General features: G+C 70.7%; 11 protein-coding genes. 6 read left to right on the top strand and 5 right to left on the bottom strand.

Annotated features, from left to right (window positions below):
• The first annotated feature begins 19 nt into the window (after positions 1 to 19).
• A complete protein-coding gene (locus ACNQQL_RS27675; protein ID WP_347067130.1) occupies positions 20 to 1129 on the top strand; it encodes a sn-glycerol-3-phosphate ABC transporter ATP-binding protein UgpC in 1110 nt (369 codons plus the stop codon).
• A gap of 13 nt (positions 1130 to 1142) precedes the next feature.
• Here ACNQQL_RS27675 and ACNQQL_RS27680 read toward each other — a convergent pair whose 3' ends face one another.
• Positions 1143 to 2027: a LysR family transcriptional regulator gene (locus ACNQQL_RS27680; RefSeq protein ID WP_347067132.1), complete on the bottom strand. Its 885-nt coding sequence runs from the start codon at positions 2025 to 2027 to the stop codon at positions 1143 to 1145.
• Between the two features lie 114 nt (positions 2028 to 2141).
• Between ACNQQL_RS27680 and ACNQQL_RS27685 the strand changes: the two genes are divergently transcribed.
• Both ACNQQL_RS27685 and ACNQQL_RS27690 read left to right on the top strand, forming a co-directional pair.
• Positions 2142 to 3338: a serine hydrolase domain-containing protein gene (locus ACNQQL_RS27685; protein WP_347067133.1), complete on the top strand. Its 1197-nt coding sequence runs from the start codon at positions 2142 to 2144 to the stop codon at positions 3336 to 3338.
• On the top strand, positions 3335 to 4549 hold the full coding sequence (locus ACNQQL_RS27690; RefSeq protein ID WP_347067135.1) for an MFS transporter: 1215 nt from the start codon (positions 3335 to 3337) through the stop codon (positions 4547 to 4549). The genes ACNQQL_RS27685 and ACNQQL_RS27690 overlap by 4 nt, the downstream gene beginning before the upstream one ends.
• 16 nt (positions 4550 to 4565) lie before the next feature.
• Here the strand turns inward: ACNQQL_RS27690 and ACNQQL_RS27695 are convergent, their stop codons facing one another.
• From ACNQQL_RS27695 to ACNQQL_RS27710, 4 genes are all read right to left on the bottom strand, one after another.
• Positions 4566 to 5522 (bottom strand): sugar-binding transcriptional regulator, encoded by a 957-nt coding sequence (locus ACNQQL_RS27695; RefSeq protein WP_204424317.1) that lies wholly within the window; start codon positions 5520 to 5522, stop codon positions 4566 to 4568.
• A 124-nt stretch (positions 5523 to 5646) separates the two neighbouring features.
• Complete coding sequence (gene xylB / locus ACNQQL_RS27700; RefSeq protein ID WP_347067137.1) at positions 5647 to 7128, bottom strand: xylulokinase; 1482 nt, start codon at positions 7126 to 7128, stop codon at positions 5647 to 5649.
• 104 nt (positions 7129 to 7232) lie between these two features.
• Positions 7233 to 8630: a D-arabinitol 4-dehydrogenase gene (dalD, locus tag ACNQQL_RS27705; protein ID WP_347067139.1), complete on the bottom strand. Its 1398-nt coding sequence runs from the start codon at positions 8628 to 8630 to the stop codon at positions 7233 to 7235.
• A gap of 193 nt (positions 8631 to 8823) precedes the next feature.
• A complete protein-coding gene (locus tag ACNQQL_RS27710; protein ID WP_347067142.1) occupies positions 8824 to 9735 on the bottom strand; it encodes a LysR family transcriptional regulator in 912 nt (303 codons plus the stop codon).
• A gap of 97 nt (positions 9736 to 9832) precedes the next feature.
• Between ACNQQL_RS27710 and mdlC the strand changes: the two genes are divergently transcribed.
• The 3 genes from mdlC to ACNQQL_RS27725 are packed head-to-tail and all read left to right on the top strand — an operon-like array spanning position 9833 to position 13880.
• Positions 9833 to 11440, top strand: coding sequence for a benzoylformate decarboxylase (gene mdlC / locus ACNQQL_RS27715; protein ID WP_347067144.1), 1608 nt, complete (start codon positions 9833 to 9835; stop codon positions 11438 to 11440).
• Between the two features lie 29 nt (positions 11441 to 11469).
• Positions 11470 to 12921, top strand: a complete 1452-nt coding sequence (locus tag ACNQQL_RS27720; RefSeq protein ID WP_347067146.1) for an aldehyde dehydrogenase — start codon at positions 11470 to 11472, stop codon at positions 12919 to 12921.
• Positions 12922 to 12935: 14 nt separating this feature from the next.
• Positions 12936 to 13880, top strand: coding sequence for a 2-dehydropantoate 2-reductase (locus ACNQQL_RS27725; RefSeq protein ID WP_347067148.1), 945 nt, complete (start codon positions 12936 to 12938; stop codon positions 13878 to 13880).
• The last annotated feature ends 202 nt before the right edge of the window (positions 13881 to 14082 follow it).

Genomic DNA, 14082 nt, shown 5'->3' on the forward strand with positions numbered 1-14082 from the left:
GAACGAACGGAGACAGATCATGGCAAGCGTGCTCCTGCGCAATATCGCGAAGCGCTACGACGAAACCGAAGTGCTGCGCAACGTGAACCTCGACATCGCCGACGGCGAATTCGTCGTGTTCGTCGGCCCGAGCGGCTGCGGCAAATCCACGCTGATGCGGATGATCGCGGGCCTCGAGGATATTTCGAGCGGCGACCTGCTGATCGATGGCGCGAAGGTCAACGACGTGCCGAGCGCGAAGCGCGGCATCGCGATGGTGTTCCAGTCGTATGCGCTGTACCCGCACATGACGCTGTACGACAACATGGCGTTCGGCCTCAAGCTCGCGGGCGCGAAGAAGCCGGAGATCGACCAGGCCGTGAAGCAGGCCGCGAAGATCCTGCACATCGATCATCTGCTCGATCGCAAGCCGAAGCAGCTGTCGGGCGGCCAGCGGCAGCGCGTCGCGATCGGCCGCGCGATCACGCGCAAGCCGAAGGTGTTCCTGTTCGACGAGCCGCTGTCGAACCTCGACGCCGCGCTGCGCGTGAAGATGCGGCTGGAGTTCGCGCGGCTGCACGACGAACTGAAGACGACGATGATCTACGTGACGCACGACCAGGTCGAGGCGATGACGCTCGCGGACAAGATCGTCGTGCTGTCGGGCGGCGCGGTGCAGCAGGTCGGCATGCCGAACGCGCTGTATCACGCGCCGGCGAACCTGTTCGTCGCAGGCTTCATCGGTTCGCCGAAGATGAACTTCCTGAAGGGTGCGGTCGAATCGGTCGACGCGGGCGGTGTGCTCGTGCGCTTCGACAGTGGCGAGACGCAGTACGTCGCGGTCGAAGCGGCCGGGCTGCAGCGTGGCGCCGCGGTGACGGTCGGCGTGCGGCCCGAGCATCTGCTGGTAGGCACGGCGGCTGCGGGCGTCGCCGCGCGCACGATGGCCGTCGAGTCGCTCGGCGATGCCGCGTATCTGTACGCGGAGTCGGCGGTCGCTCCGGACGGGCTGATCGCGCGGATTCCGCCGCTCGACACGTATCGCACCGGCGAGGCGCTGCACGTGCATGCGCAGGCCGAGCACTGCCATCTGTTCGACGAGCACGGGCAGGCGTTTCGCCGGCTCGGCGTGCACGCGAAGGCCGCGTGACGGCCGTGATCGGTCAGAAGCGCAGGTTTGCGGCCATGAAGTCGACGAACGCGCGCAGCTTCGGCGTCGGATGGCGGCCCGACGGCCACAGCACGTAGATCGGCGTGCAACTCGCGACGTGTTCGTCGAGCACCGCGCACAGCGTGCCGTCGTCGAGCGCGTCGCGCACGAAGAACTCGGGCAGACACGCGATGCCGAGCCCGCGCAGCGTGAAGCACAGGCGCGCTTCCGCACTGTTGCTGACCATCGAGACGGGCACTTCGGGCGGCGTGCCCGAGCGCGGCACGCGCAGCGGCCAGGTTTCGAGCTTGCCGCTGCTCGGAAAGCGGTAGTGCAGGCAGCGGTGCAGCGCGAGATCGACCGGTGTGCGCGGCGTGCCGTGCCGGGCGAGGTAGTCGGGCGACGCGACGAGGTGCTGGCGGAAATGGCGGAGCAGCCGCGACGACAGCCGTGAATCCGACGGCCGGCCAGTGCGCAGCACCGCGTCGAACCCTTCCTCGACGACGTCGACGAGCCGGTCGCTGAAATCGATATCGAGTTCGATTTCCGGGTACTCGGCCATGAAATCGGCGAGCACCGGCAGCAGCAGCGTGCCGATCGTCGGCAGGCTCACGCGCAGGCGTCCGCGCGGCGCTTCGGCGCTGTGCGTCAGTTCCTGTTCGGCAGCTTCTATCTCGGCGATCACGCGCCGGCACCGTTCGAGAAACCGCGTGCCTTCGGCCGTCAGCGTGATGCTGCGCGTGCTGCGGTGAAACAGCCGCACGTTCAGGCGCGCCTCGAGCCGCGCGATGCGCTTGCCGATCGCCGACGCCGACAGCCCGAGCGCGCGGCCGGCCGCGACGAAACTGCGCGTTTCCGCGACCTGAACGAACACGACGAAACCGCCGAGATTTTCCATGCAAGTTCCCGATTGCGGACGCCAGCGTCCGGATTGTCCGGAACTCTAACCCGGTTTTTCTTCTTGCGTCGGCTCCCTACGATGAACGTTCGTTCACTGTCGAGAGGTCACGCCATGTCATCCCTGCCTGTCACCGTTTCCCGTGCCGAACCGGACGCCGCGCTGCGCCGCCGGCTCGACGACGCGCTCGATCGCGCGCTCGCCGACGAGCGCATCGTCGGCGCGGTCGTGCTGGTCGCGCGCGACGGCGAGCTCCGCCATGCGCGCGCCGTCGGGCTCGCCGATCGCGAAGCCGGTACGCCGATGCGGGAAGACGTGCTGTTCCGGCTCGCGTCGGTCACGAAGCCGGTCGTGACGGCTGCCGCGATGCGGCTGGTCGCGGCGGGGCGCATCGCGCTCGACGAACCCGTCGCGCGCTGGTTGCCCGAATTCTGCCCTGCGCTGCCCGACGGCGCACCCGCCGCGATTACGTTGCGTCATCTGCTGTCGCATACGGCCGGCCTCGGCTACCGCTTCCTCGAAGCCGACGGCGACGGCCCGTATGCGCGCGCCGGCGTGTCCGACGGGATGGATCGTTCGGGCATTTCGCTCGCGGAGAACGTGCGGCGCATCGCCGGCGTGCCGCTGCAGTTCGCGCCCGGCACGTCGTGGGGCTATTCGCTGGCGACCGACGTGGTTGGCGCGCTGATCGAGGCGGTCGACGGCCGGCCGCTCGCCGAGGCGGTGGCCGCGCTCGTCACGACGCCGCTCGGGATGACCGACACCGCGTTCGTCGCGTACGACGCCGCGCGCGTCGCGACGCCTTACGTGAGCACGCCGGGCGCGCCGCGGCGGATGCCGGACACCGATCTCGTGCCGGTATTCGACGGTACGATCGGCATCCGCTTCGAGCCGGCACGCGTGTTCGATCGCGACGCGTGGCCGTCGGGCGGCGCAGGGATGGTCGGCACCGCGCGCGATTGCGTGACGCTGCTCGAGGCGCTGCGCACCGGCCGCGACGGCTGGCTCGAGCGCGCATGGATCGACGAGATGGCGCGCATCCAGCCGGGCGCGCACGAGTTGCCGGATGCGCCGGGTTTCGGTTTCGGGCTCGGCTTTTCGGTGCTGCGAGATCCGGCGGCCGCGCAGTCGCCGGAGTCGGTCGGCACGTGGCGCTGGGGCGGCGCGTACGGGCATGCGTGGTTCGTCGACCGCGCGGCCGGGCTGACGGTCGTCGCGCTGACCAACACGCTGTACGAGGGCATGCACGGGCGCATCGTGACCGACGTGCGCGATGCGGTCTACGGCATCGATACCGGGAGCCGGGCATGAGCGACTGCACGACGTCGATGGCCGAACGGGTTGCCGGCCGGCCCGCGCAGGCGCGCGAGCGCCTGCCGATCGCGAACCTGCTGGCGCTCGCGACGGCCGCCTTCATCACGATCCTCACCGAGGCATTGCCGGCCGGCCTGTTGCCGCTGATGAGCGCCGACCTGCGCGTGCCCGACGCGCTGATCGGCCAGCTCGTGACCGTGTATGCGCTCGGCTCGATCGTCGCGGCGATTCCGCTCGTCGCCGCGACGCGCGCGATGCGCCGGCGCCGCCTGCTGCTTGCGGCGCTGGCCGGCTTCGTCGTGTCGAATGCGCTGACCGCCGCATCGCCGTACTACGCGCTCACGCTTGCCGCGCGCTTCGTCGCGGGCATGTCGGCCGGGCTGCTGTGGGCGCTGCTGGCCGGCTATGCGAGCCGGATGGTCGACGCGTCGCTGCGCGGCCGCGCGATCGCGGTCGCGATGCTCGGCGCGCCGGTCGCGATGTCGATCGGCATTCCGGTCGGCACCGCGCTGGGCGCGGCGCTCGGCTGGCGTGTCGCGTTCGCGTTGATCACGCTCGCGGCGCTCGCGCTGATCGGCTGGATCCGCTGGCGCGTGCCCGATTACCCGGGGCAGCAGGCCGGCGCGCGCGAACCGGTGCTCGGCGTGATGACGCTGCCCGGCGTGCGGCCGGTGCTGACCGTGATGTTCGCGTACGTGCTCGCGCACAACATGCTGTACACGTACGTCGCGCCGTTTCTCGCGGGCGTGCGGATGGGTGCGCAGGTCGATGTGGTGCTGTTGGTGTTCGGCATCGCGTCGCTGGTCGGCATCGCGCTGACGGGCGCGTGGATCGGTGCCGCGCAACGGCGTCTTACGCTTGCCAGTATCGCGCTGTTCGCGCTCGCGGCGGCGATGCTCGGCGCCGGATCGGGGATGGCGATCGTCTATGCCGGCGTGGCGCTGTGGGGGCTCGCGTTCGGCGGCGCGCCGACGCTGTTCCAGACGGCTGCCGCGAACGCGGCGGGGGAGTCTGCCGACGTCGCGCAGTCGATGCTCGTGACGGTGTGGAATCTCGCGATCGCCGGCGGCGGCATCGCGGGCGGGATGCTGCTCGGCGCAACCGGCGCCGGCGCGATTCCGTGGGTGCTCGTCGCGCTGCTGGCGGCCGCGTGGATCGGCGCGTGGCGTGCGCGCCGGCATGCGTTTCCGGCGCCGCGCGCGGCCTGAGCGTCCCGCTGCGGCGTCAGTCCGCCTTCGCGTCGAGCGCAGCGCGCGCGCAGGTTTCGTCGGTGACGAGCCCCGACAGCCAGCCGCCGCGCAGCGCGGCGATCACCGCGTCGCGTTTCTTCGGGCCGCCCGCGAACGCGATCGTCGGGCGCTTCGGCGGCGTGGCGAGCGACACGCTCGTCACGCGCGCGCTGGTCGACACGTCGATCAGCTTGCCGTGCGCGTCGATCGGCATGCCGAGCAGTTCGGCCACCGCGCCGAGCGCGGTCATCTCGTCGAGCTCCTGTTCGGTGATGAAGCCGTCGTCGTAGAGCGGGCAGTGCGGGCCGGTGTTGCCGATCCCGATGAACGCGACGTCGGCCTTGCCCGACAGCGCCTCGACGATCCGGTACAGCCGGTGGTTGCACCACTGCGCGCGTTCCGCGGCGCTGTCGGCGAACAGCGGCGCGGGCAGCAGGAAGTGCTTGCTGCCGGTTTTCTCCGAGATGTACTGCGCGACGTCGTAGCGGTTCGACGAACCGTCGGCCGCGATCGCGCCGACCATCGATACGAGCCGGTGCTGCGGTCGGTCGATCTGCGCGATCTGCGCGACGGCGGCCTTCAGCGTCCGGCCGCTGCTGACGGCGATCACCATCGGCCGCGTCTCGCCCAGATAGCGCTCCATCACCTGCGCGCCGGCGACCGCGAGCTTGCGGTCGATCGCGTCGGGCGCATCGGCATCGACGGGCACGACTTCGCACATCGCGAGGCCGTAGCGTTTCGACAATTGCGCGCCGAGATCGAGACAGTCGGCGAGCTGGTGGTCGACGCGCACGCGGATCAGGTTCTTCTCGACCGCGAACGCGACGAGGCGCTGCGCGACCGGGCGCGACACCTGCAGCTTTTCGGCGATTTCGTTCTGCGTGTCGCCCGCGACGTAATAGAGCCACGCGGCACGCGTGGCGAGATCGAGTTTTTCTGAGGACTTGGACACGATAGCGATTCGGTTCGGATCTGGGGGCCGCCCCGCGGGCCGGCCGGCGGGCCGCGCGACGGCATCCACTGTACCGCATGTGTTGCGCGCGGCCGACGGTCGGTGCGCGCCGCCGCGACGGGGCTTACGCGAGCCGCGTGCGCGACGGTTCGTACAGCGGGCGCACGTGGCGGTACAGCGTGCGGAACGCGTCGAGGCGTTCGCGCAGCAACGCATGGCGGGCCGCGTCCGGCGCGTATTCGGCGCGCACCGGCGGCTTGGTCAGCACCGTCTGCGGATCGCCGCCGACGGCCAGCCAGCCGAGCCGCGCCGCGCCGAGCGCGGCGCCCGTTTCGCCGCCGCCGATCTGGCGCGTGCGCACGTTCAGCGCATCGGCGATCAGTTGCGCCCAGAATGCGCTGCGCGCGCCGCCGCCGATCAGCGACAACTGGTCGGTTTCGACGCCGGCCGCATGCAGCGCGTCGAGGCCGTCGGCGAGGCCGAGCGTCACGCCTTCGAGCACTGCGTAGCCGAGATGCGCGCGTTCGGTCGCGTGCGTCATCCCGAAAAACACGCCCTGCGCATACGGATCGTTGTGCGGCGTGCGTTCGCCGGACAGGTAGGGCAGGAACAGCGGCGCCGTCGCGAGCGCGTCGGCGTCGAGCGCCTCGACTTCGGCGAGCAGCGCGGGCTCGTCGGTGCCCGTCAGCTTGCAGACCCAGCGCAGGCAGCTCGCGGCCGACAGCACGACGCTCATCAATTGCCAGCGATCGGGAATCGCATGGCAGAACGCATGCACGGCCGACGCGGGATTCGGCATGAAGCGGTCGCCGACCACGCTCAGCACGCCCGACGTGCCGAGCGACACGAAGCCGTCGCCCGCGTGGATCGCGCCGATGCCGAGTGCGCTCGTCGCATTGTCGCCGCCGCCGCCCGCCACCACGACGGCCTCCGACAGCCCGAGCTCGCGCGCGACATCGGCGCGCAGCGTGCCGGACGGCGCATTGCCCTCGACGATGCGCGGCATCTGGTCGCGTGTCATCCCGCACGCGGCGAGCAGCGCGTCGGACCAGTCGCGGCGCGCGACGTCTAGCCACAGCGTGCCGGCCGCGTCCGACGGGTCGGACACCTTCGCGCCGGTCAGCCGGAATCGCAGGTAGTCCTTCGGCATCAGCACGCATGCGGTTGCCGCGAACACGTCGGGTTCGTGCTTCGCGACCCACAGCAGTTTCGGCGCGGTGAAACCCGGCATCGCGAGATTGCCGGCGAGGGCGTGGAGATCGGGCGCGCGTTCGGTGAGCAGCGCGCATTCGTCGGCGCTGCGCATGTCGTTCCACAGGATCGCGGGGCGCAGTAGGCGGTCGTCGCGGCCGAGCAGCACGGCGCCGTGCATCTGGCCAGACAGGCCGATGCCGCGCACCTGCGCGAACGCTTGCGGATGCCGTTCGCGCAGCGCCGCGAGCGCGGCGAGCGTGCCTTGCCACCAGTCGTCCGGATGCTGTTCGGCCCAGCGCGGATGCGGCCGCGACACGGTGAACGGCGAGCCGGCGGTGCCGACGACCGCACCGTCCGGGGCGAGCAGCAGCACCTTCACTTCCGAGGTGCCGAGGTCGATGCCGAGATACATGAGCGATCCGTTCCGTCAGAGAGGAGCCGCTACTTTAGCCGTGCCGCACGGCATGTGCCAAGCGGGTTTGCCCGGCCGCGCGGCCGGGCGCCGGCTGGCGCGCGTCAGCGCTGCGCGAGCCATGCGTCGACGCGGGCGAGCGCGGCGCGCAGCGCCTCGAACAGCGCGGCGTTGCCCGCGAGCGAGCCCCACAGCGGGCGGCTCGCGCACAGCGCGACGGCCGGGTCGTCGGCGTCGACGATCGCGCGTGCGGCGCTTTCGTCCATCACGCCGTCCTGGTACGCGTACGGCAGCGTGCCGCGCGCCCAGCGTTCAAGAAAGCGCAGGAACAGCGCGGGCAGCACGGCGGTGGCGACCGGCGCCGCGCCGCCGCGCGCGAACGATTCGACGAGCGTCGGCGCGATGAAGCCGGGGATCTTCGAGAAGCCGTCGGCCGCGACGCGCTGGTTCGTGTCGAGCACGTACGGGTTGCCGAAGCGCTCGAGCACGACGTCGCGGTAGCGCGCGAGATCGAGCGGGCTCGGGGTGAGGCAAGGGATCACGTCCTGCGTCACGTAGTCGTGCGCGAAGCGGCGGATCGCCGCGTCGTGCGTGCCTTCGTGGATATACGTGTAGCCCGCGAGCGTGCCGGCCCACGCGATGCAGCTGTGCGTCGCGTTGAGGATGCGGATCTTCGCTTCCTCGTACGGGTGCACGTCGTCGACGAGTTCCGCGCCGGCCAGCTCCCAGCGCGGCCGGCCGGCCGCGAAGCGGTCCTCGATCACCCACTGGATGAACGATTCGCCCATCACCGGGCATGCGTCGTCGATGCCGGTGGCCGCCAGCACGCGTTCGCGCACGTCGGCGGTCGGGCGCGGCGTGATGCGGTCGACCATCGCGCTCGGCGTCGCGACGTTCGCGTCGAACCACGCGAGCAGGTCGGCTGCCCCGCGCCGTTCGAGGAATTCGCGCATGCCCGCGCGAAAGCGCGCGCCGTTGTTGCGCAGGTTGTCGCAGCTCTGCAGCGTGAGCGGGCCCGCGCCGCGCTGCATGCGTTCGGCGAGCAGCGCCGCGAGCGCGCCGTACAGCGTCGTGCGCGCGCCCTGCAGGTCGGCCGCGAGATCGGCGTTCGCGACGTCGAGCCGGTTGTGTTCGTCGAGGTAGTAGCCGCCTTCGGTGACGGTGAACGACACGATCCGGCAGGCCGGATCGGCGCCGGCGTCGATCAGCGCGGCGAGGTCGATCGACCAGGGCAGCACGCGCGTGATCGCGCGGATCGTCTCGTACGCGCGCTCGCCTTGCGGCGTGACGGTTTCGAGCGTGTATTCGCCGTGCTGCGCGGCGAGCGCGACCATCGTCGCGCGCATGTCGTCGCGGATGTTGCCGACGGTCAGCGACCAGCGTTCGTCGGCCGGCACGGCCGCGTTCACGCGATGCAGATACCACGCCTGGTGCGCGCGGTGAAACGAGCCCGCGCCGATGTGCAGCAGCACGGGCGCGCGGGCGGTGGGCGATTCGCTCATCCGGTGTCTCCTGTTCGTGCCAGTCTTTCCTGTCGACTAGATCATTTGCTCTTCATGCGAGCGAATGATCGTATTCGGGCGAGCGAAAGTCAAGGCGGGGAGACGGCATTTCGATGGTGCGCTGCGGCGGCGCGCGGGTGGCGCGGGAACGGAGGCGAAGGGGCGCGAACAGGCGGCCGGTAGGGAACGGGTGTCAGCGCCCTTCGCGCGTGAGCGCGACGAGTTCGTCGAGCAGCTTGCCGGCCGGCCCCGGCAGGATCCCGTGGCGACGCCGGAACGCGGTGAGCGTGCGCACTGCGACGACCTCCTGCACCGGCAGCGTGTCGATCGTGCCGGCGGCCTGCTCGGCGCCGTACATCGGCTCGGCCATCCAGCTCAGGAAACCGGCATGCGCGACGAGGCTCTTCAGCGTCGTGACCGAGCGCGTTTCGACCGCGATGTCGGGCAGCGCGAGCCCGTGTGCGTCGAAGGTCGCGCGCATGTGGTCGAACGGTGCGGTGCCGCGCGGCGGAATCGCCCAGCGCGCGTGCAGCGTGTCGACGAGCGTCGGCGCGCGGCCGAGCGTGCGCAGCGGATGGTGCGGCGCCGCAACGATATGGCTGCGATCTTCCCAGCGGCACTCGGGAATCGCGACGATCTCGTCGGTGTCGGGCCCGTGCGCGGACAGCGCGAGATCGATCTCGTGCTTGTTCAATCCGTCGGCGAGGCGGTCCCACACGCCTTCGAGGATCTCGACGCGCAGGTTCGGCCAGCGGTCGAGCACGCGGCCGACCGCGACCGGCAGCACGAGGCTCGCGATGCTGCCCACCGTGCCGACCTTGATCGTGCCCTTCGCGAACCCGCGCATTGCGTCGAGTTCCTCGCGCGCGTGCTCGGCCTCGTGCTGCAGCAGCGTCGCGTGCGGCAGCAGCGCGTCGCCGAACGCGGTGAGCTGCACGCCCTTCGAATGGCGCTCGAACAACGGCGCGCCGACCTGGTCCTCGAGCCGCTTCAGGATCCGGCTCAGCGCCGGTTGCGTGACGTGCAGCGCATCGGCCGCGCGGCCGAGGCTGCCGCACGCGACGATCGTCGTGAAGGCGCGCAATTGTCGGAGATCGAAAGTCATGCCGGAATGTAATGGCTTATCGCAAAAAATACAGTATCCGAGAATGGCTTGCGCTTCGATACTGTGGAAACCGCCAAGCCATCGAGGAGCGCCGAGCATGTCCGGCCATTTGCCCCCATCCGCCGCATCGATCACCGTTCGCGATGCGGTCATCGACCTGCTTCGCCAGTTCGGCATCGACCGCGTGTTCGGCAATCCCGGTTCGACCGAGCTGCCGATGTTTCGCGACTTCCCGGCCGATTTCCGCTACGTGCTCGGCTTGCACGAGGCCGTCGTGGTCGGGATGGCCGACGGCCATGCGCAGGCCACCGGCAATGCGGCGGTCGTCAACCTGCATTCGGCGGCGGGCGTCGGCAACGCGATGGGCAATCTCTTTACCGCGTTCAGGAACCGCACGCCGCTGATCGTCACCGCAGGCCAGCAGGCGCGCGCGATCTTGCCGTTCGACCCGTTCCTCGGCGCGACGCAGGCCGCCGAACTGCCGAAGCCATACGTGAAATGGAGCATCGAGCCCGCGCGTGCGCAGGACGTGCCGGCCGCGATCGCGCGGGCTTACCGCATCGCGATGCAGGAGCCGCGCGGGCCCGTGTTCGTGTCGATCCCGGTCGACGATTGGGACCAGCCGGCCGAGCTGCTGCCGCGGCGCGACGTCAGCAGCGTCGTGCGGCCCGATCCCGACGCGCTCGCGCGGCTCGGCGACGCGCTCGACGCCGCGCGGCGTCCCGCGTTCGTGGTCGGCGCGGCCGTCGATCGCGCCGGTGCGTGGGACGACGTCGTGCGGCTCGCGGAGCGGCACCGTGCGCGCGTATACGTCGCGCCGATGTCGGGGCGCTGCAGCTTCCCCGAGGATCATCCGCTATTCGCCGGCTTCTTGCCCGCGATCCGCGAGAAGATCGTCGCGCGGCTCGACGGGCACGATCTCGTGTTCGCGTTCGGCGCGCCTGCATTTACCTACCACATCGAAGGCTCCGGCCCGCACGTGCCGCCGGGTGCGGCACTCGTCCAGCTCGTCGACGATCCGGGCGTTGCCGCGTGGACGCCGTCGGGCGACGCGGTCGTCGGCAACCTGCGGCTCGCGGCGCGCGACCTGCTGGCACGGCCGGCGCCTCCCGAGCGGCCGATGCCCGCGCCGCGCCCGCCGCGCGCGCGCGTCGACGCACCGGCCGCCAGCGAGCGCATGTCGGCCGCGTTCGCGCTGCAGACGCTCGCCGACGTGCGCGACGCACAGGACATCGTCGTCGAGGAAGCGCCGAGCGCGCGGCCCGTGATGCAGGAACACCTGCCGTTCACGCGCAGCGGCACGTTCTACACGATGGACAGCGGCGGGCTTGGCTACGGGATGCCGGCGGCCGTCGGCGTCGCGCTCGCGCAGCCGGGCCGGCGCGTGATCGGGCTGATCGGCGACGGGTCGAGCCTGTATTCGATCCAGGCACTGTGGAGCGCCGCGCAGCTGAAATTGCCGATCACGTTCGTGATCCTGAACAACCGGCGCTACGCGGCGCTGCAGGATTTCGCGCCGGTATTCGGCTTTGGCCCCGGCGATCCCGTGCAGGGCACCGATCTGCCCGACCTGGATTTCGTCGCGCTCGCCGAAGGGATGGGCTGCCGCGGCGTGCGGGTCGCCGATGCGGCGCGCCTGCGCGACACGCTGACCGACGCGCTGCATGCCGCGACGCCGGTCGTCGTCGAAGTCGAGATTGCCTGACGCGCGACGCGCGTCTTTCCGGAGACTCCATGCAAACCGTATCGATGCTGATCGGCGGCGAACGCCGCCACTCATCCAGCGGCGCGACCTTCGTGCGCCGCAACCCGCTCGACGGCGAAATCGCGTCCGAGGCGCCCGCGTGCACCGTCGACGATGCGCGTGCGGCGGCCGACGCGGCCGCGCGCGCCTTTCCCGAATGGGCCGCGCTCGGCCCCGGCTCGCGCCGCGCGCTGCTGCTGAAGGCGGCCGCCGCGCTCGAAGCGAAGCATGAACAGTTCGTCGCCGCGATGGCGGCCGAGACGGGCGCATCCGCGCTGTGGGCCGGCTTCAACGTGCACCTTGCCGTGAGCGGGCTAGTCGAGGCCGCATCGCTGACCACACAGGTCGGCGGCGAACTGATTCCGTCCGACGTGCCCGGGTCGCTCGCGATGGGCGTGCGGCAACCGGCCGGCGTGGTGCTCGGCATCGCGCCGTGGAACGCGCCGGTGATCCTCGCGACGCGCGCGCTCGCGCTACCGCTCGCGTGCGGCAACACGGTCGTGCTGAAGGGCTCGGAGCTGTGTCCCGTCACGCACGGGCTGATCGTCGAGGCGCTGCAGGAGGCTGGATTGCCGCCGGGCGTCGTCAACTTCGTGACGAATGCGCCCGACGATGCGGGTGCCGTCGTCGACGCATTGATCGCGCATCCGGCCGTGCGCCGCGTGAATTTTACCGGCTCGACGCGCGTCGGCAGGATCGTCGCCGAAGCATGCGCGCGCCACCTGAAGCCGTCGGTGCTGGAGCTTGGCGGCAAGGCGCCGTTCGTCGTGCTCGACGATGCCGATCTCGACGCGGCGGTCGCGGCCGCCGCGTTCGGCGCGTTCGCGAATTCCGGGCAGATCTGCATGTCGACCGAGCGGATCGTCGTCGACGCGTCGATTGCCGATGCGTTCGTTGCGAAGCTTGCCGACAAGGCCGCGTCGCTGCCGCTCGGCGACCCGCGCAACGGCCCCGTCGTGCTCGGCTCGCTGATCGACATGAAGGCCGTCGAGCGCTGCAACGCGCTGATCGACGATGCGCTCGCGCACGGCGCGACACTGCTGTGCGGCGGCAAGGCCGACAGCACGCTGTTCCCGGCGACGCTGCTCGATCGCGTGACGCCGGCGATGCGCATCTATGCGGAAGAATCGTTCGGCCCCGTGAAGGGCATCGTGCGCGTCGACGGCGAGGCTGCGGCGATCCGCTGCGCGAACGACAACGCGTTCGGGCTGTCGTCGGCCGTGTTCAGCCGCGACGTCGCGCGCGCGATGCGCGTCGCGGCACGCATCGAATCGGGCATCTGCCACGTGAACGGCCCGACCGTGCACGACGAGGCGCAGATGCCGTTCGGCGGCGTGAAGGACAGCGGCTTCGGCCATTTTGGCGGCAAGGCCGGCATCGCGGCGTTCACGGATTTGCGCTGGATCACCGTGCAGACCGCGCCGCGCCACTATCCGTTCTGACGAGGCCACCGACGATGAGAATCGCAATTCTGGGCGCGGGCGCGATGGGCTCGCTGTTCGGCGGGCTGCTGGCCGAAAGCGGCGAGGCCGTCACGCTGATCGACGTGAACGACGCGCATCTCGATGCGATCCGTCGCGACGGGCTGCGCATCGACGACGATCGCGGCGAACGCCGCATCCGCGGATTGCGGGCCGTGCGGCCGGAAGCCGCGAATGCGGACGCGGCCGCATCGCCCGATGCATCGTTCGACTTGCTGATCGTTTTCACGAAATCGCTGCATACGCGCGCGGCGCTCGACGGCGTGCGCGCGCTGCTGACGTCGCATACGCACGTGCTGACATTGCAGAACGGGCTCGGCAACGTCGAGACGCTGAATGCGTTCGTGCCGCTCGAACGTATCCTGGTCGGCGTGACGACGTGGCCGGCCGACGCCGCGGGGCCCGCGCACGTTCGCTCGCACGGCGCGGGCACGATCCGCATGATGACGGCCGACGGCCACGCACACCCGTTCGCGACGGCCGTGGCCGATGCGCTGTCGCGCGCGGGGCTCGCATGCACGCTCGACGCCGACGTGTGGGCCGCGATCTGGGAGAAGGTCGCGTTCAACGCTGCGCTCAACACGCTGTGCGCGGTGACCGGCTGTACGGTCGACCAGCTCGGCAACCATCACGACGGGCCGCGGCTCGCGCTCGCGATCGCAGCCGAGACGGCCGCCGTCGCCCTCGCGAACGGAATCGCCGTCGACGGTGAACGCATCGCGCGCAACGTCGAACACGCAATCGGCGAGCATCGCGGCCATCGCCCGTCGATGCTGCAGGACGTGCTCGCGGGCCGCCGCACGGAAATCGACGCGATCAGCGGCAAGGTCGTCGCGGCCGCGCGCGAAGCGGGCGTCGCGGTGCCGCATACCGAGACGCTGCTCGCGCTCGTCCGGCTGATCGACGCACGGGTGAACTGAACATCGGGCCGGCGGCGCGGCTTGCGCCGCACGACGATACGAGCCGTCGCGCGCAGGCGATGGCGCCGGATCGAGACGGGTTGAAAAGACACCGGCGCCGACGCATTGACGCCGGCCGACCGCGCAGTACGAGATCCGGGCACGCGCCGACGCGCCAGCCCGGACAACAGGAGACGCCATGAAAGCCATCGAATGCCGTTGT

Source organism: Burkholderia sp. LFS061 (genome assembly GCF_047978125.1).
GTDB lineage: Bacteria > Pseudomonadota > Gammaproteobacteria > Burkholderiales > Burkholderiaceae > Burkholderia > Burkholderia pyrrocinia_C.